24 protein-coding genes are annotated in these 24,552 nt (G+C 59.9%); 23 read left to right on the forward strand and 1 reads right to left on the reverse strand.

Annotated elements, in window-relative coordinates:
• Positions 1-132 precede the first annotated feature (132 nt).
• From DW661_RS08145 to DW661_RS08255, 23 genes are all read left to right on the forward strand, one after another.
• Complete coding sequence (locus DW661_RS08145) at positions 133-567, forward strand: division/cell wall cluster transcriptional repressor MraZ (protein WP_035137949.1); 435 nt, start codon at positions 133-135, stop codon at positions 565-567.
• Positions 568-587: 20 nt separating this feature from the next.
• Positions 588-1,553 (forward strand): 16S rRNA (cytosine(1402)-N(4))-methyltransferase RsmH, encoded by a 966-nt coding sequence (gene rsmH, locus DW661_RS08150; RefSeq protein ID WP_117862194.1) that lies wholly within the window; start codon positions 588-590, stop codon positions 1,551-1,553.
• 90 nt (positions 1,554-1,643) lie between these two features.
• Positions 1,644-2,114 (forward strand): hypothetical protein, encoded by a 471-nt coding sequence (locus DW661_RS08155; protein ID WP_118935315.1) that lies wholly within the window; start codon positions 1,644-1,646, stop codon positions 2,112-2,114.
• A gap of 182 nt (positions 2,115-2,296) precedes the next feature.
• The gene (locus DW661_RS08160) at positions 2,297-3,997 is read left to right on the forward strand and encodes a peptidoglycan D,D-transpeptidase FtsI family protein (RefSeq protein ID WP_370448145.1); all 1,701 of its coding nucleotides are present in this window, start codon (positions 2,297-2,299) and stop codon (positions 3,995-3,997) included.
• 127 nt (positions 3,998-4,124) lie between these two features.
• On the forward strand, positions 4,125-5,549 hold the full coding sequence (murF, locus tag DW661_RS08165; protein ID WP_117757000.1) for a UDP-N-acetylmuramoyl-tripeptide--D-alanyl-D-alanine ligase: 1,425 nt from the start codon (positions 4,125-4,127) through the stop codon (positions 5,547-5,549).
• A 3-nt stretch (positions 5,550-5,552) separates the two neighbouring features.
• Complete coding sequence (gene mraY / locus DW661_RS08170) at positions 5,553-6,572, forward strand: phospho-N-acetylmuramoyl-pentapeptide-transferase (protein ID WP_089571579.1); 1,020 nt, start codon at positions 5,553-5,555, stop codon at positions 6,570-6,572.
• 9 nt (positions 6,573-6,581) lie between these two features.
• Complete coding sequence (murD, locus tag DW661_RS08175; RefSeq protein WP_089571580.1) at positions 6,582-7,988, forward strand: UDP-N-acetylmuramoyl-L-alanine--D-glutamate ligase; 1,407 nt, start codon at positions 6,582-6,584, stop codon at positions 7,986-7,988.
• Between the two features lie 36 nt (positions 7,989-8,024).
• Positions 8,025-9,518: a putative lipid II flippase FtsW gene (gene ftsW / locus DW661_RS08180; RefSeq protein ID WP_117640325.1), complete on the forward strand. Its 1,494-nt coding sequence runs from the start codon at positions 8,025-8,027 to the stop codon at positions 9,516-9,518.
• On the forward strand, positions 9,508-10,623 hold the full coding sequence (gene murG / locus DW661_RS08185) for an undecaprenyldiphospho-muramoylpentapeptide beta-N-acetylglucosaminyltransferase (protein ID WP_089571582.1): 1,116 nt from the start codon (positions 9,508-9,510) through the stop codon (positions 10,621-10,623). The genes ftsW and murG overlap by 11 nt, the downstream gene beginning before the upstream one ends.
• Positions 10,624-10,720: 97 nt before the next feature.
• Positions 10,721-12,139 carry a UDP-N-acetylmuramate--L-alanine ligase gene (gene murC, locus DW661_RS08190; protein WP_099431529.1) on the forward strand — a complete coding sequence of 473 codons (1,419 nt, stop codon included), beginning with the start codon at positions 10,721-10,723 and terminating at the stop codon, positions 12,137-12,139.
• Between the two features lie 5 nt (positions 12,140-12,144).
• Positions 12,145-13,056, forward strand: coding sequence for a UDP-N-acetylmuramate dehydrogenase (gene murB / locus DW661_RS08195; RefSeq protein WP_117640323.1), 912 nt, complete (start codon positions 12,145-12,147; stop codon positions 13,054-13,056).
• Positions 13,057-13,426: 370 nt separating this feature from the next.
• Positions 13,427-14,269 (forward strand): cell division protein FtsQ/DivIB, encoded by an 843-nt coding sequence (locus DW661_RS08200; RefSeq protein ID WP_055251672.1) that lies wholly within the window; start codon positions 13,427-13,429, stop codon positions 14,267-14,269.
• 199 nt (positions 14,270-14,468) lie between these two features.
• Positions 14,469-15,623, forward strand: coding sequence for a cell division protein FtsZ (gene ftsZ / locus DW661_RS08205; protein WP_055251674.1), 1,155 nt, complete (start codon positions 14,469-14,471; stop codon positions 15,621-15,623).
• Between the two features lie 210 nt (positions 15,624-15,833).
• On the forward strand, positions 15,834-16,634 hold the full coding sequence (locus tag DW661_RS08210; RefSeq protein WP_117584224.1) for a polyphenol oxidase family protein: 801 nt from the start codon (positions 15,834-15,836) through the stop codon (positions 16,632-16,634).
• A complete protein-coding gene (locus tag DW661_RS08215; RefSeq protein ID WP_117564651.1) occupies positions 16,631-17,467 on the forward strand; it encodes a phosphate ABC transporter substrate-binding protein in 837 nt (278 codons plus the stop codon). Before DW661_RS08210 ends, DW661_RS08215 begins: the two co-directional genes overlap by 4 nt.
• Position 17,468: 1 nt before the next feature.
• Complete coding sequence (gene pstC / locus DW661_RS08220; protein ID WP_117564650.1) at positions 17,469-18,395, forward strand: phosphate ABC transporter permease subunit PstC; 927 nt, start codon at positions 17,469-17,471, stop codon at positions 18,393-18,395.
• 3 nt (positions 18,396-18,398) lie between these two features.
• Positions 18,399-19,304 (forward strand): phosphate ABC transporter permease PstA, encoded by a 906-nt coding sequence (gene pstA / locus DW661_RS08225; RefSeq protein WP_055251684.1) that lies wholly within the window; start codon positions 18,399-18,401, stop codon positions 19,302-19,304.
• 12 nt (positions 19,305-19,316) lie between these two features.
• Positions 19,317-20,120, forward strand: coding sequence for a phosphate ABC transporter ATP-binding protein PstB (gene pstB, locus DW661_RS08230; RefSeq protein WP_089571588.1), 804 nt, complete (start codon positions 19,317-19,319; stop codon positions 20,118-20,120).
• 92 nt (positions 20,121-20,212) lie between these two features.
• The gene (locus DW661_RS08235; protein WP_055251687.1) at positions 20,213-21,070 is read left to right on the forward strand and encodes a PhoU domain-containing protein; all 858 of its coding nucleotides are present in this window, start codon (positions 20,213-20,215) and stop codon (positions 21,068-21,070) included.
• A gap of 119 nt (positions 21,071-21,189) precedes the next feature.
• Positions 21,190-21,927 carry a YggS family pyridoxal phosphate-dependent enzyme gene (locus tag DW661_RS08240; RefSeq protein ID WP_055251689.1) on the forward strand — a complete coding sequence of 246 codons (738 nt, stop codon included), beginning with the start codon at positions 21,190-21,192 and terminating at the stop codon, positions 21,925-21,927.
• 60 nt (positions 21,928-21,987) lie between these two features.
• Positions 21,988-22,713: a cell division protein SepF gene (locus tag DW661_RS08245; RefSeq protein ID WP_118935317.1), complete on the forward strand. Its 726-nt coding sequence runs from the start codon at positions 21,988-21,990 to the stop codon at positions 22,711-22,713.
• Positions 22,714-22,770: 57 nt separating this feature from the next.
• A complete protein-coding gene (locus DW661_RS08250; protein ID WP_255360343.1) occupies positions 22,771-23,016 on the forward strand; it encodes a YggT family protein in 246 nt (81 codons plus the stop codon).
• A 61-nt stretch (positions 23,017-23,077) separates the two neighbouring features.
• Positions 23,078-23,755, forward strand: coding sequence for a DivIVA domain-containing protein (locus DW661_RS08255; RefSeq protein ID WP_117640320.1), 678 nt, complete (start codon positions 23,078-23,080; stop codon positions 23,753-23,755).
• Between the two features lie 165 nt (positions 23,756-23,920).
• On the opposite strand, the gene DW661_RS08260 is transcribed toward DW661_RS08255, so the two are convergent.
• The gene (locus tag DW661_RS08260) at positions 23,921-24,451 is read right to left on the reverse strand and encodes a nitroreductase family protein (RefSeq protein ID WP_118935318.1); all 531 of its coding nucleotides are present in this window, start codon (positions 24,449-24,451) and stop codon (positions 23,921-23,923) included.
• Between the last annotated feature and the right edge of the window lie 101 nt (positions 24,452-24,552).

Genomic DNA, 24,552 nt, shown 5'->3' on the forward strand with positions numbered 1-24,552 from the left:
GTGGGGAGGGGTGGGGGAAGGGGTGGGGAAAGGTGTTGAAAAATGGGGCGGTTCCCCATATTATTGATGACGTCGACAGGCGGGGTGGTTCCCCGCGTACGTGCCATCTGAGTAACCGAGGGGAGGGCGCACATGGGAATGACTGGTGCATACGAGCGCAATCTCGATGCAAAAGGTCGTCTGTCCCTGCCTGCACCCCTTCGCGAGGAGCTTGGAGAGCACGTTCGCGTGTTCAAAGCCCTGGATGTCGATGCTCTGTACGTGTTCTCTGCCGAGGCCTTCGATAAGTGGGTCGAAGGACTCTTCGCGGGTCGTGAGGGCCACGAGGGTTTTAACCCGCGTGACATTAATGACCAGAAGCTCATGAGGGCGATCAACAAGCGCACCACGTCGATGGATGTGGACAGCGCCGGTCGTATCGGTCTTTCCGAGTCTCTCCGCAAGCAGGCGAATCTCGACCGCGAGGTCACGGTTGTGGGCAACTACGACCACCTTGAGGTTTGGGACCGCGCTACGGCCGATGAGGACGATGACGATGAGGCCCTGCTGGACCTCTTCTTCTCGTAAGGGCAAGGCACGGGTAACGGATGGAGCGTGGGATCTTGACACAAGAATATCGGCATGAACCTGTCATGCTCGGCGAAGTACTTGAATCGCTGCGGCTAAAGAGCGGCTCCGTTGTCTGCGATTGCACCCTTGGCGGTGCCGGCCATTCGGTAAAGATGGCCGCGCAGGTGGGGGAGACGGGCCTTTTGCTCGGCGTCGATCAGGACGACATGGCCCTCGAGGCCGCTGGCGCCCGTCTGGACCGCGAGGTTCCCGGCGTTCCGCACCAGCTGCTGAAGGGCAACTTCGGCGACTTGGACGAGCTGCTTTGCTCGGCCGAGGTGCCCGGGGTCGATGGCTTCCTGTTCGATTTGGGCGTTTCGTCACCGCAACTCGATATCCCTGGGAGGGGCTTTTCGTATAACGAGGACGCCCCATTGGACATGCGGATGGATCCGGGTAATAACACCTTAAACGCAGCTGAGGTCATCAACACCTATAACGAACACGACCTCGCCCGGATTCTACGCGTCTACGGCGAAGAGAAGTTCGCCTCGCAGATCGCGCGCGAGATCGTGCGCCGCCGCGAGCAAGAACCGATCGAAACCACCGGGCAATTTGTCGAGATCATCAAGGCGGGTATCCCGGCTGCCGCTCGTCGGCATGGCGGACACCCGGCCAAGAGAAGTTTCCAGGCCATTCGCATCGAGGTCAATCACGAGCTCGATGTGCTCGAACGAGGGCTTGATGCCGCCACCAGGTGGCTCAATCCGGGCGGACGTATCTGCGTCATCTCGTATCACTCGCTTGAGGACCGTATCGTAAAGAATCACTTTAAGGAGATGAGCCAGGGGTGCACGTGTCCGCCGGAGATTCCGGTGTGCGTGTGCGGCAACGTGCCGATACTCAAGGTCATCACCCGCAAACCCTTGGTTGCCCAGCCTGATGAGGTTGAGCGCAACCCTCGGGCGAGATCAGCCAAAATCCGCGTGGCGCAGCGTCTGTAGGCGCGACCGCGCGATATTGGACCTCCCGCTCGCACCATAAACGAAGCTTAAACACACTACCAACGTACTCGGGATGGGAGGCGGCATATCATGGGCTACAACACTTCAAGCGCAGCACTCGCCTATGATATGAACGCCATGCCCGCCTATCGTGAGACGCCGCAGGCCCCCGTTGCTCCCCGTGAGCAGCGCACGCCGCGCTTTGATGTCTACACGGGCGCGGGCCGTCAGGCAAACCAGGCGGTAAGCCCGGTTTTCATGAGCGTTCTTAAAACGTTTTGCATCATTGCGGCTATCTTCATGACGATCGGCGTCGCCCGCGTGGCGCTCGCCGGCGTTGCGGCCCAGGTGCTCAACAGCAACGCCGAGCTTACCAACACGCTCGAAAAGGCGACCGATGAGAGCTCCGACCTGGAGGTCATGCATTCGGTCTATGGCGCCGACACGCGCATTCGCGACCTTGCGGGCGCTTATGGCATGGTGGAGCCCAGCGAGAGCGTTACACTTGACTTTTCGCAGGATGCAGCCGCGGGCGCCAACGCGACCGCGACCGCTCAGTAGCAAGACGGTAGCTGAGTATGACAAATGACTATCGCCGCGGTTCCGATGGGGGCCGCGGTTCTGGACGTCCCTCGTCGCGGGGACGTTCTGGTTATCAAGGAACGGGTCGGCAATCTTACAACGCCGGGCAGTCCCGTGGCAACGACCCGGCGTCGCGACTTCGCGGCTCGGGCGGCCCTCAAGTGCATAACACCAGGTCGCGCAAGAGTTCGTCGACCGAATGGCTCACAGGCACGCCTCTGCCTCGCCGCAAAGCCGTCATGGGCCTCATTGGGCTTGGCTTGGGCTTGGGCGTCTTTCGCCTTGCCGGCTATCAAATTGTCGAAGCCGATAAACTGCGCGAGCGTGCCGATGCGCGCCGCCTGCTTGCGCAGACCCTCTATGCCAAACGTGGCACCATCTACGACCGCAACGGTAACGTGCTGGCGTCGTCGGTCGAATGTCGCAACATCGCCGTGAACCCCCAGCTTGTCGAGGATGTTGACAAGACGGTGTCGGCGCTGGTCAAGGCAACTGGAATCGATAAAAAGACCTGCCGCAAGCTCGTTGAGTCCGATGGAACCTGGGTGTATATCAAGCGCCAGGTGGACGAAGACGACGCTGCGGCGCTGGAGAAGAAGAACCTGCCCGGCGTGCTTTTTGAGCAGGCCATGAAGCGCGTATATCCATACGGCAATCTGGCATCGCAGGTGCTGGGTGTAGTGAATGTAGACAACGACGGCTTGACTGGTCTCGAAAAGCAATACAACAAGCTTCTGACCGGCACGAACGGTTCTCTTGTACGCGAGCGCGCGAGGGACGGCAGCTATATCGCGGGCGGTGCCTATAAAAAGGTGGCTGCGGTCGACGGCGTTGATATCGTGACGACGCTCGATGTCAATATCCAGCGTGCGGCCGAGGATGCCCTAGCAGAGGCTGTCGAGAAGACGAAGGCCAAGAACGGCTCGGCTTTGGTCACCGACCCCACGACCGGTGAAATTCTCGCCGCCTGCTCGTATCCGACCTACGACCAGACCGATCTGGAAAACGCCAAGACCGAGGATATGAACCTGCGCCTGGTCACCGACGCCTACGAGCCCGGCTCGGTCTTTAAGACACTCGTGGCGGGCGCCGGCTTCGACTTGGGCGTCGTGCGATCGAGCACGTCGTTTGAGGTGCCGGCGAGCATCAAGGTGGGCGACGATACCGTCACCGATGCCGACAAGCGCGACTACGCCATGACCATGGATGTGCGCGAGATGATGCGCCGTTCGTCCAACGTGGGATTTGTCCTGGTGGGGCGCAAGATCGGTGCCGACGACTTTGCCGCCTATGTGGACAAGTGGGGCATCGGTCACAGCTCTGGTGTCGATTTTCCGGGCGAGAGCCTGGGCATCGTCAAGGAGCGTGACCAGTATGACGGCGCCACGCTGGGCTCGATGAGCTTTGGACAGGCGCTGTCTGTCTCGCCGATTGAGATCGCACGTGCCGTGGGCGGCATCGCCAACGGCGGCGTGATGATGACCCCGCACTTCTATAAGTCCAGCAAAGGTGACGAGAAGGACTGGGGCGAAGGCGAGCGCGCGATTTCGGAGGATGCCGCATCCCAGGTGACATCGTGCATGCAGACGGTCGTGTCGGAGGGAACGGGCGTTGGCGGCGCGGTTGACGGCTATGACGTGGCGGGTAAGACCGGTACGGCCGAACGTGCCGACGAGAACGGCGGCTACCTCAAGGAGAACTACATGTCGTCCTTTATGGGCTTTGCACCGGCACAATCGCCCAAGGTGCTGTGCTATATCACGCTCGACGGAACGCCGAGCGGCTCAGATGCCGCTGCGGTTCCGTTCCAGTTCATTATGGCCAACGCGCTCGACGTGCTGGGTATCCCGCACACGAAGTAGGGGGTTACAATCTTTGGGGCGTGGTTTGTTGTCCCATATGAGGGGTGTTCACATGCCCTGCACCACGCATACGCGGCGCTGGGATACAATACGCCGATAGCATTATTAGGTTTACAGGGGAGCTGCAATGATAGAGATCGCCGTCAACAACCTCGCGGCCGCAACAGGGGCCCGAACCGTGACGGGAGAAGCCGATCGGGTATGCCGCGGGTGCGTTATCGACTCGCGCCAGGTCGAGGAAGGGACGATTTTCGTCGCCTTTCCCGGTGAAAACGTCGACGGCAATGATTTTGCTTCCCGTGCCGTCCAGTCGGGTGCCGGCGCCGTCGTGATGACGCGTGAGCCCGAGGCCGAGCTGGTCTCGCTGGCGCAGGACAAGGGCTGTGCCATCTTGCTGACCGATGATCCCGAGGAGTTTCTGCTGCGTTTGGCGCATGCGTATCGCCTGGAGCTTGGCTGCCTGGTCGTTGGCATTACCGGTTCCATCGGCAAGACGACGACCAAGGACGTGCTCGCCGCTGTGCTCGCCAAGCGCTATCGTGTCTGGGCCACCAAGGGCAATTTCAATAACCTGATCGGCATGCCGCTCACGGTGCTTTCCGCTCCGGCCGATACCGAGGTCCTGGTGCTCGAGATGGGCATGAACCATTTCCACGAGATCGAGCGCCTGTCTCAGTCTGCCAATCCCAACCTTGCCATCGTGAGCAAGATCGGCACCTCTCATATCGGCATTTTGGGCAGCCGCGAGAACATCGCCCGCGCTAAGGCCGAGATCGTTCAGGGCATGTGCGCCGCTGGCGACTATTTGCCGCTGCTGGTTTTGGGCGGTGAGGACGACTTTACGCCGTTCATTCGCGACACGTTCGCCCAACCTGCTGGTATCGACGTGATGCTGGCCGGCGTCTCGGACGATGATGAGGTCCGTGCCCGCGACGTTCGCGTTGATGACGAAGGCCGTCCGGTCTTTACGCTCGATTTTGGCCAGGGCGAGACGATCGATACCATGCTTGCCATCCCCGGCGTGCAGTCCGTTCCTAATGCCGTTAAGGCCGCCGCGGTTGCCTATCGCCTGGGCGTGACGCCCGAGCAGATCGATGCTGCCTTTAGGGGTCTCACGATCACCGGACACCGCCAGGAGATCAAGCGCGCCAAGAGCGGTGCACGCGTCATCGATGACTCCTATAACGCCAGTGCCGAATCCATGGCTGCTGGCCTCGATCTGCTGTGCTCGCTTTCGTGCACGGGGTCTCGCATGGCGATCCTGGGCGAGATGGGCGAGATGGGCGATGAGGCTCCTCGCATGCATGAGCTCGTGGGCGCCTATGCCGCCGCCAAGAAGCTCGACATGCTGGCGTGCGTGGGTGGTGAGCTGGCCCAGCTTATGGCCGATGCCGCACGCATGATGGGCATGGACGAGGACCGCATCCAGGTGTTCTCCGATTATCAGCAGGTGCTCGACCGCATGGGCGGCGCGCTTGAAAAACATGATGTTGTACTGGTCAAGGGTTCCCGCTTTGTTGAGCTCGACCGCTTTGTGGAAGGTGTGTGCTAGCCCATGTTCGGCAATCCCTCGTATCCAACGTATCAGGCTTTTTTGGGGCTTGGCATCGCCGCAGCCATTGCGCTGCTGCTCATGCCGTGGTGGATCAAGCTGCTCAAGGTCGAGGGTATCGGCCAGCAGGTTCGTGCCGACGGCCCCAAGCGTCATTTGGTTAAGCAGGGAACGCCCACCATGGGTGGCGTTGTCATCCTCGTCGCGATCTCGCTGACCTGCCTGCTGATGGGCAAGCTCACCACCGAGCTCGTACTCGTACTGCTCGCCACGCTGGCGACCGGCGTGCTGGGCCTGATCGACGACCTGACCTCCGTTACGCATGGGCGCTCGCTCGGTCTGACGCCTCATGCCAAGATGATCGGCCTAACCATTATCTGTGTCACCTTTACGGTACTTGCCGTCAACTGGTGCGGCGTCGCCCCCGAGATTCGTTTTCCCGGTGGGTTGACGATCGACCTTGGCGTGCTTTCGACCACCATCTGCGGCTATTCGTTCCCGTGGCTCTATATTGTCTTTTGCTGGCTGATGATTGCCGGTCTTTCTAATGCCGTGAACCTGACCGATGGCCTTGACGGTCTTGCTGGCGGCACCTCCATGATCGCCATGCTCGCCATGGCTGCCATGGCGTTTTTGCACGGAGACGTGAACCTGTCCATCTTCTGTACCGCGTGTGCCGGTGCCTGCTTGGGCTTTCTGTGGTTCAACTGCTATCCGGCGAGCATCTTTATGGGCGATACCGGCTCGCTTGCTCTGGGCGCCGCGTTTGCCTGCACGTCCATCATGACCAACACCGAGGTCGTCTCCCTCATCATCGGCGGCCTGTTTATCGTTGAGACCCTGTCGGTCATGATTCAGGTTGTCTACTTCCATTTTACGCACAAGCGCGTCTTCCTTATGGCGCCCATCCATCATCATTTCGAAAAGAAGGGCTGGGCCGAGACCAAGGTCGTCATCCGTTTTTGGATTATCGCTGCGGCCTTTGGTGCCGTTGGCCTTGCTCTGTTCTTCCAGTTGGGATAGTGGTCTTTCATGCCTCTTGCTGATGTCTTTAGCCTGCTCGTTTTGGGTCAGGGCAAATCCGGTCTCGATGTCGCCCGCTGGGCGCTGGCACATCCCGAGCGCGTAAGCGCCGTTACCGTGTATGGCGGCGGCACCTCTGAGCCCAATGACGCCACGCGTGCGCTCGAGGCTGCTGGTGCGTCGTTTGTCTATGGGACCGAACAGGTCGAGGGCGCCTATGACGTATGCGTGACGTGCCCGGGCATCTCGGAGTTCTCGGGCTTCTTTAAGGCCGGGCGCGAACATGCCGCTCAGATTATGGGTGAGCCAGAGTTTGCCTATCGCCTGTCGCCCGATAACTGGATTGCCATCACGGGCACCAACGGTAAGACGACCACCACGTCGCTGACTGATTATCTGCTCAAGGCTGCCGGCGAGGCCAGCGTAGCTGTCGGCAACATCGGCGAGCCGCCGGTCAACGAGATTGACGGCCGAGCCCACAACGAGTGGTTTGTGGCTGAGCTCTCGAGCTATCAGATTGCTACGACCACCGAGCTCCACCCTCGCGTGGCAGTGCTGCTCAACATCACTCCCGACCACTTGGGCTGGCATAAGAGCCATAAGAACTATGCGCTTGCCAAGATCAAGCTGTTTGACAATATGGTCGATGACGATCTGGTGGTTGTCGACGTCGAAGACGCTGGCATTCACGAGTTCGATGAGTACATCTATACGCCGGGTCGCCGCATCTGCAAGGTCGCTTTTGACGAGCCCGAGGGTGCAGACGCCGCCTTTGTGCGCGACGGCAAAATGGTCGTGCGCCTGAAGGGCGTCGAGACCCAGCTTGTCGCCACGTCCGAGCTCAAGATCTCGGGCCATCACAATGTCATCAATGCCTTATGTGCCGCCACGGCTGCTCTGGCCGTCGGTGCCGATGTCGATGGTGTCCGCCGCGGTCTGGCCTCGTTCCAGCCGCTCGAGCATCGCGTGGAGCCGTGCGGCGAGATTGACGGTGTGCGCTACGTCAACGATTCCAAGGCGACCAACACCGACGCGGTCGAGAAGGCACTGACGGCATTTCCCGATGACGACGTGATCTTGCTGCTCGGCGGCCACGATAAGGGCACGCCGCTCACGGACTTCGCGCGCGTTGTTATGGATAACGTGCGCTCGGTCGTCTGCTTTGGCGATGCGCGCGAGCGCTTCACCGCCGCTATGGACGAGGCCGATGTCGATGGCGATGTGGATATCGCCCAGGCGGATGACCTACGCGATGCCGTGGACGTTGCCCGTTCGCTGTCGAGCCGTGGCGACGTGATCTTACTTTCTCCTGCCTGCTCTTCGTTCGATGAGTTCTCGGGCTATGAGGAGCGCGGCCGCGTGTTTAAGGACTATGTGGCCCAGCTTGCCGCTGCAGCGAAATCGCAAATGGAATAGGGGTTGCCGGTGAGAGAGGAGAGCCCCCGACAAGGTATGAGGAGGCCCGACTCGGACCGTGCTTCCTCGCGGCGTAGCACACCGCGTTCCGGTCGCGGCGGGCGGTCGTTTAGCGAACGCTATATTGCCGGCGTTCCCGCCCGCATCATGCGCCCCCGTCTGATATTCATGGCCTGTCTGTTTATCTTGGTGTGTTTTGGCCTGCTGATGGTGTACTCGGCGTCTTCGGTCGAGGCGCTGCACGAGAATGGCTCAGCGACGTTTTTTCTGGGTCGACAGGCTGCGTTTGCCGTGGTCGGTGTTCTGGCGCTGATTGCCATCGTGCGCGTTTTGCCGGACAGCTGGTTTGGGGAGGATGTGCTCAGGATCTTCCTCATAGGCATGATAGGGCTACTGTTTCTGGTGTTCTTGGTGGGCAGCGGCAGCCGTGGCGCCACGCGCTGGCTCAACATCGCCGGCATTCAGTTCCAGCCTTCCGAGTTTTTAAAGCCATTTGCCATTGCGTATTCGGCCATCATGCTCGATCGCTTCTTTTCGCCCGGTGGCAACATCAACGAATTCCTTCGCAAGATGGGCATCTACCTGGGCATTTCGCTCTTTCTGATCTTTATCCAGCCCGATTTCGGTACCGTCCTGATCATCCTGTTGACCCTCATGTGCATGGCGTTGTTTGCGGGTCTCGACCCCAGATTTATCATCGGCGTGCTAATCTTCGGCATTCTCGTGATCGTGATTGCGCTTGTCGCAGAGCCATACCGTATGGTGCGTATTCAGGTTGCCTTGAACCCTTGGGCCGACGAGTATGGTGACGGCTATCAGGCCACGCTTGCCATCATGGCCTTTGCCTCGGGCGGTCTGTTCGGCCGTGGCATCGGCAACTCAACCATGAAGTACTCGTATCTGCCCGAGGCGCACAATGACTACATCCTGGCCATCATTGGCGAGGAAGTCGGTTTTGTCGGAACCGTCCTGTTCTTCTTGGTGTTTGCGATGCTGATCTACTCGGCGTTTCGCATTGCCGAGCAGGCGACCGATCGTCGGGGCGCGCTCATGGCGTCTGGCTCTGCGGTCATTCTCGCGGTGCAGTTTTTGATCAATGCGCTGGGCATCCTCAACGTGTTTCCCATGACGGGCAAACCGTTGCCGTTTATTAGCTACGGCGGTTCGTCGATTATTGTGTCGCTTATGCTTGCCGGTCTGATCCTACGCGTTTCGTACGAGAGCGCCCGTCGCGATGAGTACGACCGTCGCCGCGAGAGCTTTGCCGTTATGGATGAGAGTACCGCCGGCGTGCCCCACGTGCGCGGCGAGCGGTCTTCGCGTAACGGCTTTACCGTTCTGGATGGCTCTGCGACCGAGCCGGCAGCCCGTCCGCGTCAGCGAACGGCGCCGCAAGGTCGTCCGCAGCGCCCAACTCCTCGCAATGCGGGCGGCGGATATAATCGAATCGATTTGAACTCGGACCCGTCGGCGCGTTTGCGCACCGACGACCAGGGACCGCGTGTACGAAGGGACTACCATGACCGATAAGATGACCGTTGCTATTGCAGCCGGCGGCACGGCAGGGCATATCAACCCCGCGCTCGCCTTGGCCGAAGAGCTGCGTGACCGTGGCCACCACGTTGTGTTCGTGGGCCAGTCGCGCAAGCTCGAGGGTCGTCTGGTCCCCGAGGCTGGGTTTGATTTTGTGCCCATTACGGTTACGGGCTTCGACCGCTCCCGTCCTTGGACGGCGCTGACCTCGCTGTGGCGTGTCAACAAGGCCAAGCGTGCGCTCGCCAGTCATTTCTCAAAGGTCGGCAAGCCCGATGCCGCCATCGGTTTTGGTGCCTATGTCGAGGTTCCGTTGCTGGGGTGGTGCAAGGGCGCAGGCGTTCCGTATCTGCTGCATGAGCAGAACTCTGTTCCGGGCCTGGCCAACAAGATGATGAACTCCCACGCCGCTCGCGTGTGCATCTCGGTGCCGGCAGCGCGTTCGGTCTTTGAGCGCGAAGGTGACCCTGACCACGTGCTCATGACCGGCAACCCCGTACGTCGCTCGGTGATCGAGGGCGATCGCGCTCGCGGCCGCAAGGCACTTGGCGTTCCCGAGGACGCTACGCTGCTGCTCGTCTTTGGCGGTTCACTTGGCGCCCAGCACCTCAACGAGCGCGTGGCTTCGCTCAAAAACGAGCTGCTTTCGCGCAAGAACCTCTATGTGTTGCATTCGACGGGTGCCGACGGCTTTGAGGAAACCGAGCGCGCTTTGGCGCTGACGCCCGAGGAGGCGAAGCGTTACCGCGTCCAGCCTTACATCGACAACATGGGCGACATGCTGGCTGCTGCCGATTTGGTGCTATCGCGTTCGGGCGCATCGAGCGTGGCCGAGATCGCTGCGCTCGCCGTGCCCTCGGTGCTCGTGCCGTACCCGCATGCGACGGCCGACCACCAAACCACCAATGCCCGTTATCTGGTCGACGCCGGGGCAGGCGTGCTCTGTGCCGATGCCGATATCGACGGTTCTGCCTTTGCCGATGAGCTGCTGCACCTGGTCGATGACGCGGCGGCACGCGACGCCATGCGTCAGGCGGCGCGTGGTCTGGCTCAGGATAGGGCCGCCGCTCTTCTGGCGGATGCGGTAGAGGGTTTGCGTTAGTTAGACGGGATATCGTCGGTCGCCCTCGCGCTGATGCGGTAGGTGCGGTACAGTTAACGGGTTACAGGCAGTGTTTACGCAAGGAGTACACGAGCACATGGCTGATTCCCAGACTGCAACCTCCGCGCCCGAGTTTAAGAGCGCCCACTTTATCGGTATCGGCGGCGCCGGCATGAGCGGCATCGCCCTCGTTCTGCACGAGCGCGGTTATGCCGTTACCGGCTCCGACCTTAAGACGTCACGTTATATCCGCCAGCTTACCCGCGCTGGTGTGAAGGTGCATGTGGGCCATGAGGCCGCCACGATCGACGAGGTCAAGCCCGACGTGGTTGTTGTGTCCACCGCTATTCCGGAGTCCAACCCTGAACTCGTGCGCGCTCGCGAGCTGGGTATTCCCGTGTGGCCCCGTGCCAAGATGCTCTCTGCTTTGGGCCACGGCTACACCACCGTCGCTGTTGCCGGCACGCATGGCAAGACCACCACGTCTTCGATGTGCGCCACCATGCTCGACCGCATGGGTCTGGATCCGAGCTTCTTGATCGGCGGCATCGTCGAGGGCTATGACACGAACGGCAAGAACGGCTCGGGCGACTACTTTGTCGCCGAGGCCGACGAGTCCGACAGCTCCTTCCTGTTCCTGAACCCCAACGTGGTCATTGTGACCAACGTCGAGGCCGACCACCTCGATCACTACTCGGGTATCGAGGAGATCGAGGCAACTTTCGCCAAATTCATGAGCCTGGTGGGCGAGGACGGCACCGTCATCGTCTGCGGCGAGGACCCGCATCTGGTCGAGCTCGCCAAGTCGACGGGCCGTCACGTGCTTTCCTACGGCTTTGCCGAGAGCAACGACATCGTCTGCGTGCACCCGGATGTCAAGGGCATCCAGAGTGACTTTATCGTTCGCTTTGAGGACGGCACTGAGCACGCTGTGGAGATCAAGAGCAACCCCGGTCGCCACAACATGCTCAACGCCACGGCGGTGCTCACCGTCGCCCATGTCCTGGGCCTTGACATCGACGCCGCCGCCAAGGCGCTCTCGAGCTTTGAGGGCGTCCGCCGTCGCTTTACCCACGTGGGCGATATCGATGGCATCACCGTGGTCGATGATTACGGCCATCACCCCACCGAGATCAAGGCGACGCTTGCTGCCGCTTCCTCGCTGGGCTACAAGCACGTCGATGTCGTGTTCCAGCCGCACCGCTATTCGCGCCTGCAGGCCCTGTGCGACGACTTTGCCGATGCATTTGCCAATGCCGATAAACTGCTGCTGATTGATGTGTTCTCGGCTGGCGAGATGCCCATTCCGGGTGTCACCTCTAAGATGCTCGCCGATACCGTGCGCGCCAAGCATCCTGGCAAGGAGGTCGTGTACTGCTCCAGCCGTCTTGAGCTCAATCAGGAGCTCGAGCAGATGGTGGGCGAGGGCGACCTGCTGCTCACCATGGGTGCCGGCGACGTTACGACCGTCGGTCCCGAGTTCATTGAGTATCTGACTGCCAAGAAAGACGCTTAAGTCTAATGGGTCTGTTTAACGCCGTCATGGCGCTCTCGGGCATGATCGACACGGATGTGATCGAGGACGAGCGCCTTGCGCGTCATACGAGCTATCGTATCGGCGGCAAGGCCGACCTCTTTGTGACGTGCCATAGCTATCATGCCCTCCGCCGCGCCGTGGCGGTGCTCGATCGCGAGCAGGTGCCGTGGGTCATCATCGGCAAGGGCTCCAATCTGCTGGTTGCCGATGGCGGTTATCGCGGTGCCGTCATTTCGCTCGGACGTGAGTTTCAGCGCACGGTTGTTGCCGATGACGGTTGTACGCTGACGGTCGGTGCGGGCGTGATGTTTGCGCGCCTGGTCAACGATGCCCTGTCGCGTAGCCTCTCGGGCCTTGAGTTTGCCGTTGGCATTCCTGGTTCGGTCGGCGGTGCGATATCCATGAATGCCGGCACACGGACCGAGTGGATTGGCTCGCTGGTTGAGGATGTCGTAACGTTTGACCCGGCATCCGGTATCAAGCATTATGCGGGGTCCGAGATCACTTGGGACTACCGCGAATGTAGCCTTCCCCGCAATGAGATCATCCTCGAGTGCGTGTTCAAGCTTAAACCGGCGCCCAAGGCCGACATTCGCGAGCGCATGGAGCGGTACCTGACGAGGCGCAAGCGTACGCAGCCCATGGGTCGCGCATCCTGCGGGTCTGTCTTTCGCAACCCGCCCGATGCGAGTGTGGGCAAGCTTATCGAGGATTGTGGATTAAAGGGTTTTTCGATTGGCGGCGCGGAAGTTTCGCCCGTTCACGCTAATTTTATCGTTAATAACGGAACTGCCTCGGCCGATGACGTTGCCGCGGTTATCAGACATGTGCACGGAAAGGTGAGGGAGGCGTATGGCATCGAGCTCAGACCGGAAGTTAAATTCCTCGGCTTCTAGAGCATCGAAACCCACCTTCCGCCGCGCCGGAGGGCGTTCCGGCGCGCCTGCCAAACCTCAACGCAATACCGTCGCGCACTCTAAGTCTGTCGGGCATGCTCGACAGACCAGTCGTCCGGTCGTCGGCTCGCAGCTCGGTAATCGTCCAGCCGCAAAAAAGTCCTCGCGTCCCTCGGTGACGTCAAAGCCTGTTATGGGCGCCAAGCCTGCCCGTCCCATGGCAGCTCCCAAGCCCTCGACGGGAACTAAAGCGGCGCGTCCAGGTCGCACGCTGGGCGCATCGAAACCGCGCTCGCTGACATCGGTGCCGGCTACCGCCAAGAAGCCTTCGAGTAAAAAAGGTTTCAACCCGTTATCTTCACTTGGAGCGATGGCAAATAAAACATCAGACGCCGCTTCTGTCGTTACAGGCAAAGGCAAAATCGTGGGCGGCGTTCTGGCCGTCTTGGCCGTGCTCGTCGTCGTTGCCATCGTGGTGATCAACTCTGGATTGTTTACTGCCACTGATATTCAGATTCAAGGCAGCGAGCATGTGACGAAGCACGATGCTATCCAGCTGATCGACTTGCCCGAGGGAACGTCGCTTTTTAACGTCGATCCCGACCAGATTACCGAGGATCTCAAGCAGAACCCGTGGGTTTCGGGCGTGGATGTCCAGCGCCAGTTTCCCCATACGCTTATCATCACGCCGACGGAGCGTAAAGTTATCGCCATTGCGTATATCAGCTCCGACGACCTTGCCTGGGCTATCGGAGACGATGACACCTGGATCGCCCCGCTGTCGACGTCGGTCGAAGTGGACGACCAGGGCAACGTCATCACGACAGGGCAGGGCTCAAATACCTTGACCGGAATCGATGCCGCGCTGGCGCTCGCCAAGCATTATGGCGCGGTGTTGTTGACTGATGTCTCGGCGGATGTCGCTCCAGTTTCCGGCCAGGCGGTTAACTCCAAAGCCGTTAAGGCCGGCCTGGATTATGTGCGTGGTTTTTCGAGCGAGTTCTTGGGACAAGTCAAGGATATTTCCACGCCTTCGGTCGAAGCCATCTCGGCAAACCTCAATAACGGCATTGAGGTGTCGCTGGGCGATTCGGACGATATCGCCAAGAAGGAACGCGTAGTCACCAAGTTGCTTTCGCAGGTAGAGGGCGTAACGTATATCAATGTGCGCTCTCCAGGCAACTACACATTTAGGAATGCTCCGACCTCGTAGCGCTGGTTGATGCTTTGTTGAGGGGCCATACCACGCCGTTTATCTGGTTTGTTTGGTTTTCACGGTCAATTATTTGACTGATACGTTCATAATGTGCAAACATAATACGGTTTACCTTTGCATTTACTTTCAACCTGAAGGTTAATGTGCGCAGGGGTCGACCCATGCTATGGCTATAACCTTTGTTCGGAGGACCGACATGCACGAGACAGAGATCAACAACTACCTTGCCGTCATTAAGGTGGTCGGCGTCGGCGGCGGCGGTACCAACGCGGTCAATCGAATGATCGAAGAGGGCATCCGCGGCGTCGAGTTTGTTGCCATCAACACCGATGCTCAGGCACTCGCGATCTCTGATGCCGATATCAAGGTGCACATCGGCACCGACCTTACCCGCGGCCTGGGCGCCGGCGCCAACCCCGAGGTTGGCCGCAAGGCTGCCGATGAGTCCCGCGACGACATCGCCGAGGCGCTCGCTGGCGCCGACATGGTGTTTATCACCTGCGGCGAGGGCGGCGGCACCGGTACCGGCGCTGCTCCCATCGTTGCCGATATCGCGATGAACGAGGTCGGCGCACTGACCGTCGCCGTCGTGACCAAGCCCTTCACCTTCGAGGGCCGCAAGCGTAAGAAGAGCGCCGAGGAGGGCATCAAGACCCTCTCCGATTGCGTCGACACCATGATCGTCATTCCTAACGATAAGCTGCTCGACATCGCCGAGAAGAAGACCACCATGCTCGAGGCCTTCGCGATTGCCGATGGCGTCCTTTCCCAGGGCACCCAGGGCATCACCGACCTCATCACCGTCCCCGGTATCATCAACCTGGACTTCGCCGATGTTAAGACCATCATGAAGCAGGCCGGTACCGCCATGATGGGTATCGGTACCTCTTCTGGGGATACTCGTGCCGTCGACGCTGCCCAGCAGGCCATCTCCAGCCCGCTGCTCGAGAGCTCCATCGATGGTGCCACGCGCGTGCTGCTCTCCATCGCCGGTTCCAAGGACCTGGGCATCCAGGAGATCAGCGACGCCGCCGACGTTGTCGCCAACGCCGTCGACCCCGAGGCCAACATCATCTTCGGTACCGTTGTCGACGAGTCCCTGGGCGATCAGGTGCGTATCACCGTCATCGCTACGGGCTTCTCCGACTCCAATGTCAACCGTCAGGATGAGCTCTTTGCTGCTCAGCAGTCTCAGAGCAAGGCCGCTGCCTCCGCTGAGCCGCAGCGCACCGCTCCGGCTGCCAGCCCGGCTCAGGCCGCTCCGACCCGCAACGTCGGTGGTACCGAGCTGCCCAACTTTGGCAACGACCAGTTCGAGCTTCCCGACTTCCTGAAGCGCGGTAGCTTCTAGTTCGTTTTTCTCAACGACCTGCACGGGGTGTGTCCATTTGGATGCACCCCGTTTTGTTTCTCGTTTGTAAACGAAAGCCTCCAATCTCCTTACGTTCCCTTTACGTTTGGTCCCTACCGCTGCGGGTATCCTTTTAAGGAAGTATGACAGCCGTATAAACGCGGACTGCGCGGCGACGCCGCGGTACTTGTGTTATTAGGAGGCTTTAGTATGGCAGCACGTGCGGACAACGTTTCGCGTGTCGACCATGATGGAGTTACGTTGGTGGAGGGCGCGACATCCGATGTCCGTTTTGCCTTTACCGAGCGCACCGGTGGCGTTTCTGAAGATGCGTACTCCTCGCTCAACCTGGGCTCGCATGTAGGCGATGACCCCTTTGCTGTTCAAGAAAATCGTCGTCGAGCGCTCGAAGCTATGGGTGCCACTGAGTGCGAGCATAATCTGCTCGTGCCCAATCAGGTACATGGTGACCATATCGTTACGGTGACTTCGAACGGCGCCGACGATCTTGAGGCTGTTCGCGAGCAGATTGCTGAGGGCTGCGATGCCATCGTCTGTACGGCCCATGACGTGCCCGTGCTGCTCTGCTTTGCCGACTGCGTTCCCGTGGTGCTGGTGGCCCCCGGCGGGTTTGCCGTGGTGCACTCCGGTTGGAAGGGCACGATTGCACGTATTTCTGCCAAGGCGTGCCAGGCGCTTTGCGATGCTGCCGGCTGCGATGCGAGCGACGTTTCCGCCTATATCGGCCCCCATATCTTGGCTGACGAATATGAGGTATCCCAGGAACTCATGGACCGCTTTGCCGCCGAGTTTTCGTGCATCGATGCGGGCGCTTCTCGCATGCTCGATCTATCTGCCGCCATTCGTGAGGCGTTGGTAGATATCGGTGTGGACGCGGATAATATCGTGGATACCCAGCTTTCGACTGTGCGTCAGAACGACCGCTTTTATTCCTACCGTAACGAGGACGGCACCTGTGGGCGCCATGCCGCGATTGGCGTGATGCTATGAGAAAGATCGTATCGGTCCTGAGCGCCGCTGTGCTTACGCTTACGCTGTGCGCCTGTTCTTCGGGATCTTCTACCTCTTCCATTACCGTGGCCGGCTCCACGACCTGCCTTCCTATCGCCGAGATTGCGGCAGAGGGCTTTAAGGAGGAGACTGGCATCGACGTGCTCGTTTCCGGTTTGGGCTCTTCCGCTGGCATCGAAGCCGTCAGCGCTGGCACGGCCGATATCGCCAGCTCCTCCCGTGGACTCAATGCCGACGAACAGGATCTGGGCCTGACTCCCATCGTCATTGCCCACGACGGTATCGCGGTCATCGTGAACGACGATAACCCGGTCGATAACCTCTCGACCGAGCAGCTCCGCGATATCTATGCCGGCAAGATTACTAATTGGAAAGAGGTCGGTGGCGAGGACCTGAAGATTCAGGTCATCAACCGAGACGAGGCATCCGGCACGCGTGAAGCATTCCGCACCATCGTGATGGACGGCACCCCGTTCGATCGCCGCTCGGCCGTTCTTTCGGGCACGGGCCAGGTGCGCGACGTGGTATCTCGTTCGCACGGTGCCATTGGCTACATTTCGCTGGGCTTCGTCGATAGCCTCAACGCCAAGACCTCGGTCAAGGCCGTCTCGGTCAATCATGTTGAGGCGTCCGAGAAGACGGTCGCGAGCGGCGGCTATCCCATCTCACGCGACCTTTACTTCTTTGTGAAGGGTGCGCCTTCGCAGCAGGCGCAGGATTACATCGACTATGTGACGTCCGAAAAGATGGACAAGCAGATTCGCGAGGCGGGCTTTATCCCCGTCACCAATGACGAGAAGGGGAGTGAGTAGCATGGAAGCACAGGAAAACTCCCAGACTGAGCAGAATGGTCAGGCGCCCAAGAAGCGCGAGCTGGCGCTCGTATCGCGCAGCACCTATATCAAGGAGAAGGCGCTGCAGTGGATCTTCTTTGCCTGCGCGTTCTTGGCGGTTGTTACCGTCATCCTGATTTTTGTCTTTACCACGTACTCGGCGCTGCCCGTCTTTACCGACATCGGTCTGGCGGACTTCTTTAGCTTTACGTGGGCGCCCTCTGAGGGTCACTACGGCATCGTGTCGCTGCTTGCCGGCTCGGGTCTGGTGACCGTCGGCGCGCTCGCCATGGGTGTGCCCCTAGGCGTGGGCACGGCCGTGTATCTGGTCGAGATCGCCAGCAAGCGCGTGCGCAAGCTCATCAGCCCTGCCGTTGACCTGTTGGCCGGCATCCCTTCTATCATCTATGGCTTCTTTGGCATGATCATCATCCGCCCGTTTATCGCACAACTGACCGGCGGTCTTGGTTTTGGTGCGCTGACGGCGTGGTTCGTGCTCGCCATTATGATCGTGCCCACCATCACGACGCTTACCATCGATGCTCTCAATTCCATTCCCATGGGCATTCGCGAGGCATCGTATGCCATGGGCGCCACCAAGTGGCAGACTATCTATAAGGTCGTGTTACCTGCCGCCAAGCTGGGTATCGTGGATGCCATCGTGCTGGGTATGGGCCGTGCCATCGGCGAGACCATGGCCGTGCTCATGGTCGTGGGTAACGCCCCGGTTATTCCCGACAGCATTGCGAGCCCCATCTCGACGCTCACGAGCCAGATTGCGCTCGACATGAGCTATTCCTCGGGTCTGCATCGCTCGGCGCTGTTCGGCATGGGCGTGGTCCTGTTTATCATTTCCGCCACGCTGGTGGGCATCGTCCGCCTGGTTTCCAAGAAGAAGAGGGGGTAGGCTATGTCCGATTCCGTTGACACGACGGTCGATACGACCTCGTCGCGCGAGCGCATCAAGCGTGCCCTTTCCCACGGCAAGAAGGGCCGCATCAACAAGGACCTGTCCAACAAGATCATGCTTGGCGTGTTCCGTGCCGCGGCATACATCACCACGCTGGTGCTGGTCGCTATCATCGCCTACGTGGTCATCAACGGCCTGCCACACATCTCGCTCGACTTTATCTTCGGTTGGCCCCAGGGCGTCAACGCCGAGGGCGGTATTTGGCCCACGATCGTCTCGACCGTCTATGTGACGGCGCTCGCCATGCTTATCTGCACGCCGATCGCTGTGCTGGCAGCCGTCTATCTGGCCGAGTACGCCAAGCAGGGCAAGATCGTCGAGCTCATTCGCTACGCTGCTGACGCTTTGGCCTCGGTGCCCTCCATCGTTATGGGCCTGTTTGGCTACGCCTTGTTTGTCGAGGCTATGGGTCTGGGCCTTTCGATGGTCTCGGCCGCTCTGGCGCTTGCGCTCTTGATGCTTCCCATCGTCATGCGCACCACCGAAGAGGCCATTCGCGCCGTTCCGCGCTATATCCGTTGGGGCGCGTATGGCCTGGGCGCCACCAAGTGGCAGGTTGTCTCCAAGATCGTGCTTCCTTCTGCCTTTGGCCGTATTGCCACGGGCATTGTCCTTGCCATCGGCCGTGCCATTGGCGAGACCGCCGTGGTGCTCTACACCATGGGCCAGGCCATCAATCTACCTATCTCGCCGCTCGATTCCGGCCGCCCCATGACCGTTCACCTGTACCTGCTTGCCAACGACGGCATCAACATGAACGCAGCCTACGGCACCGCGCTCTTGCTGATGGTGATCATTCTGGCCTTCAACCTGTTTGCGCGCTTCCTGTCGCGCAAGCGTCGCTAGTTAAGGAGTCCCATGTCCGTTTATCAGTCCGCTCCCACGCTGGAGCAAGCGGCCATTACGGCCAAGGATTTCAACTTTTGGTACGGTGACTTTCATGCGCTGACGGGGCTCGACCTCAACATCGCCAAAAACGCCATCACCTCCTTCATTGGCCCTTCGGGCTGCGGCAAGTCGACGTTTTTGCGCTGCATCAACCGCATGAATGACCTGATCGAGGGTACGCGCGTCGAGGGCACCATGACGCTCGACGGCAACGATATCTATGCCGAGGGCGTCGACCCGGTCGACCTCCGTCGCCGCGTGGGCATGATTTTTCAGCAGCCCAACCCGTTTCCCAAATCCATCTACGAGAATGTCGCCTTTGGCCCTCGTCTGCAGGGCGTGACTAGCAAAAGCGACCTCGATGACATCGTGGAAGAATCGCTCAAGCGCGCCAACCTCTGGAAAGAGGTATCCAATCAGCTCAACAAGGATGGTTTGGCGCTCTCGGGCGGTCAGCAGCAGCGTCTGTGCATCGCGCGCGTGCTTGCGGTGCAACCCGATGTCCTCCTGATGGACGAGCCCTGCTCCGCCATCGACCCCACGTCCGTCTCTAAGGTCGAGGATTTGATGGCCGAGCTGGCGCCCGAGATGACGATCATCATCGTCACGCATTCAATGCAGCAGGCAGCTCGTATCAGCGACTACACCGCATTCTTCTTGCAGGAAGTTGCCGGTGAACCTGCCACGCTCATCGAGTATGGTCAAACCGACGCGATCTTCACCAGCCCGGTGGACTCGCGGACGGAAGACTATATCACCGGCCGCTTTGGCTGATCGGTGCGACTAGTCCCAAGCCGATCGGACCTGGTCCGGTGCGTATTCACTGTGCGGGCGGCATGACCGCACCCAACTGATTGGAGTGAACCATGCGTAAACTGTTTTCCCGTCAGCTCATCGAGGCCCGCCACGAGATGCTGAGCATCTACGAGGCCGTCGATCTGGCCCTCCACGATGCCGTTAAGGCCTATGTGACCGACGACCGCAAGCTCGCCACCAAGACCAAGAAGCGCACGCTTTCGATTGACGCGCGCTGCGCCAACTTGGAGGCCGTGTGCTACAACCTGATCGCCACGCAGTCGCCGGTCGCCTCCGACTTCCGCTTGCTGCAGACGATTATCTACGTCGACTTTAACCTGCAGCGCATGACCGATAAGGTTCGCCAGATCTGCCGCGCCACGCGTCACATGGTCAAGGCCGACATCTCGCTGCCCCAGGAGCTCGTCGGTACGGTTGAGGCCGAGGCCGAAGCTGTTTACCAGGTGCTGGGCTCTTCGCTTTCTGCGCTCGTCACCAATGACATGTCCATCATCTGCAACTTGGCCGTCGAGGACGAGCCGGTGCACGCCGCCTACGAGAAGTTCTTCCGCACCTTTAATCGTATGGATACGGGCGACTTTATGGACGACGACAGCAACTATGACGACCTGCGCCGCGCTATCATGGTTTCGCGCTACCTCGATCGCATCGCTTCGATTTCCATCGATGCCGCTTGCCGTCTGACCTTCCTGTTGACTGGTCAGCGTATGAACGCCGGCGATATCGCCCGTGTGGACGAGGATGAGCTCGAGAGCATGCGCGTGCCTTCGGGCGAGGGTGTTATCATGAGGCCCGCCGTCGACGCTCGCTACGTTGCCAAGGTGCCCGCTAACGAGGTCAGCGAGGGTCTTCGCTACCTGCTCGATCATCTTGAGGACGAGGACGATGGCGAGGACGACGAGGAGTAAGTGACCCCGTTCGTCGAAAGATTGTAAATACCTAAGTGAGCGCGGCCTTGCACATGCGGGGCCGCGCTCTTGCGTTAGCATGGGACTACTTGTTTGGCTGTCAGCGGAGGCGATTGGCAATGGATAACTATTTGGACTTGATGCGCGCTCGCCGCGAGCAGATTCTGGAACGTTTTTATGCGGCGCTCGATCGCGCGGGCCGCCCCCACGACGCCGCGCGCCTCATTGCCGTGTCCAAGACCGTTGGTGTCGATGAGACCGTTGCCGCCATCCAGACGGGGTATCGCAATTTTGCCGAGAACCGCCCGCAGGAGCTGGTTCGCAAGCTCACGGGTCTGGCGGAGCATCCGGAGCTGCCCGAGGTGCGCTTCGATATGATCGGCAACCTGCAGACCAATAAGATCAATGCGGTGCTGGGCTCAGCCGAGCTGATTCACTCGGTGGGTTCGCTGCATCTGGCGCAGGCGATCTCGAGCCGTGCTGTCCGCAAGATTGAGGCAGGCGAGCTCGCCGGCCCCCAGTGTGTGCTCATCGAGGTCAATGTGAGTGGTGAGGAGTCGAAGGGAGGCTTTTCGCCCGATGAGATTCGCGCCGCCGCGGGTGAGCTTGCGGAACTTGAGGGAATTTGCGTACAGGGGCTTATGACTATGGCGCCCCGGGGGAATAAGGATGTGGCACGCCGCACCTTTGCGGGGCTTCGTGAGCTGAGGGATGAGCTGGAGGCGGCGCATCCCGATTTGAACCTGCCTGAGCTTTCCTGCGGCATGAGCGAGGACTTTGAGCCTGCCCTTGAGGAGGGCTCTACGCTCGTTCGCCTGGGCAGGGTAGTATTTAGCCCGGAGTTTGCAGTAAAATAAGGCTCTGAAGTGCGCACTGATTATCGGGGTGCCTGCACTAAACCGCGAGAGGACACAACCATGGGCTTCCTTGACGAGATTAAAAATAAGATGCACCTGGGCGGCCAGCAGGGTTACGACCAGGGTTATGGCCAGGACGACGACTACGGCTGCGATGACGGCTACGACGACGGCTATCAGGGCGGCGGCTACAGCGGTGCCTCGGGCGAGGGCTTCTATACCCAGGATGAGCCGAGCAACGGCCTGCTGGGCCAGACGCGCCGCGGTGAGGCCGAGTCGGTGGCCGTGTACACGCGTTCCGGACAGCTGGTCGGCGATGACTCGCGTCATGCAACGACGTACAATCCGCCGTCGCGTTCGCAGGATACTGTCGCGGGTGGCTATCGTCCCGGCGCCTACGACACGCCGTCGAGCTATGCCGAGAGCGCCCGTGCTCGCGCCGCGGCACCTGCGCCCGCTTCTGCGCCGAGCGACGCCTCGGCCTATGCGAGCAACATCATCAACGCCACGCCGCAGCTGCCTGCCTATGTCCTGCGTCCCGAGAGCTATGACGACGTCGAGACGGTTGTCCGTCGTGTGCGCACCAAGCAGCCTGTTGCACTGATTTTTGTTGGCGTTCGCACCGAGGTCGCCAAGCGCGTCCTGGACTTTAGCTATGGCTTTGCCTGTGGCCTGGGCGCCACGGTCAAAGAAGTGGGCGATCGCGTATTCATGGTGCTGCCCGCCGGCTGCGAGGTTAAGGATTCGGACCTCAAGAAGCTTCGTGCCGACGGCTACCTTAAGTAAACCCAAGACGAGGAGATTCTCATCAACATCTACACCATTGTCCAGCTGGTCAACACGCTGTTCAACTTCTACTCCACGCTCATCGTGGTCTATTGCTTTATGACGTGGATTCCCATGAAGCAGGGCGGCCTGCTGCAGGATATCGCTGCAGTGCTCGATAGCGTCTGCGGCCCGTGGCTCAACCTCTTTCGTCGGTTTATCCCGCCGATGGGCGGCGTTGATTTTTCGCCGGTCGTTGCGATTATTGCGTTGCAGTTGGTGCAGAGGCTGATTCTGCAGCTTCTTATAGGTATACTCGTATAGAACTGACTTAGTAACTTACGTCGGGCGTGTAGCGCCGAGGCGATGAAAAAGGAGACTTGTTATGGCTATTACCCCTGCAGACATCCAGGCTCAGACTTTCTCTGAGGCCAAGCGTGGCTACGATCCTGCCGAGGTCGACGTCTTCTTGGAGACGCTGTCCTCCGAGGTTGACGCTATGCTTGCCAAGATCGTTGATCTTAAGGGTCGCCTGACCGCCACCGAGCAGCAGCTTGCCGACGCGCAGGCTCAGCTTGCCCAGGCCCAGGATACCGCCGCTCAGGCCGTTCCCGCTGCTCCTGTGGCCGCTCCCGCACCCGACTTCTCCGCTCAGGAGCGTCAGATCTCCGCTGCCCTGATCGCTGCCCAGCAGACCGCCGAGGCAATTGTCAACGACGCCAACGAGAACGCTGATCGCATCCGCAACGAGGCTGACGCCAAGGCCCGCGAGGTTATCCGCCAGGCTCTGACCGAGAAGCAGGCCGAGCTCGAGGAAATCGACCGTCTGAAGGCTTCCCGCGAGGAGTTCAAGGCCGAGTATCTCAAGCTCATCCAGCACTTTATGGACGACGCCCAGAACTCCTTCCCGGCCGACCTCATGGCCTCCACGCCGGTCGGTTCTGCCGCTTCTCCCGCGGTGACCGTTCCCGCCGCCGAGCCGCTGCCCGTCGCCGATCCGGTTGTCCCCGTGGCCGATCCCTTCGCCCCGATCGACAACTTTGCCGCCGACGACCTGGACTAACACCAGAACTACAATCTAGTGTCCGTAAGAGGAGCTCGCACCTGCGGGCTCCTTTTTTGTGGCTGTATACGGGTTGGGAAACAAAACGCCGAGCTCTGCATGCGATAGGACAGAACTCGGCGAAGGGCGCGTGGTAAAAGGTAGATTTTAAGGTGTGTCTAAAAACTACTTGAGGAGGAAGTTGGAGAGGGGAATAGTGCGGGCCTCGCGATGCTCGGGATCGGCGATGTGGTCGGCGGGATAGCCACAGACGAGCATGTGATAGGGATAGACGCCCTTGGGCAGATTGAACTGCTCCTGTGCCACCTCAGGCTTAAAATGGCATACCCAGCACGTTCCCAGGCCCTGCTCGGTGGCCTCCATCATCATCTGGTCGCACACGATGGACGTATCGATTTCACTGGAATTCATCTGGTCATACGGGCGCACCCAAGCATCATCGGTAACGCTGCAAATAAGGAAGACAAGCGGAGCTCCAAAGATAGACCCATCACGAGCAAACCGAGGCTGACAAGCAGCAGCCTTCTCCAACAGCTCAGGCGTATCCAGCACCATCACACGGGCTGGATGATTATTACAAGCAGAAGGAGCAATACGCCCAGCCTCAACAATGGCATCCACCACAGCCTGCTCAACAGAACGGTCCTCAAAAGAAAGACAAGAATACCGACCACGAGCCAGATCCAAATAAGACATACAAGCCCTCCTAAAATTAAAAATCAAACAAACCAAAAGTAACCCAAAGAGTACCCAAAGGGGGGTGCGGACGATTTCTTGGACCGCGCCTAGGCGTATCC

This window comes from Collinsella sp. AM24-1 (genome assembly GCF_003470325.1).
Lineage (GTDB): Bacteria > Actinomycetota > Coriobacteriia > Coriobacteriales > Coriobacteriaceae > Collinsella.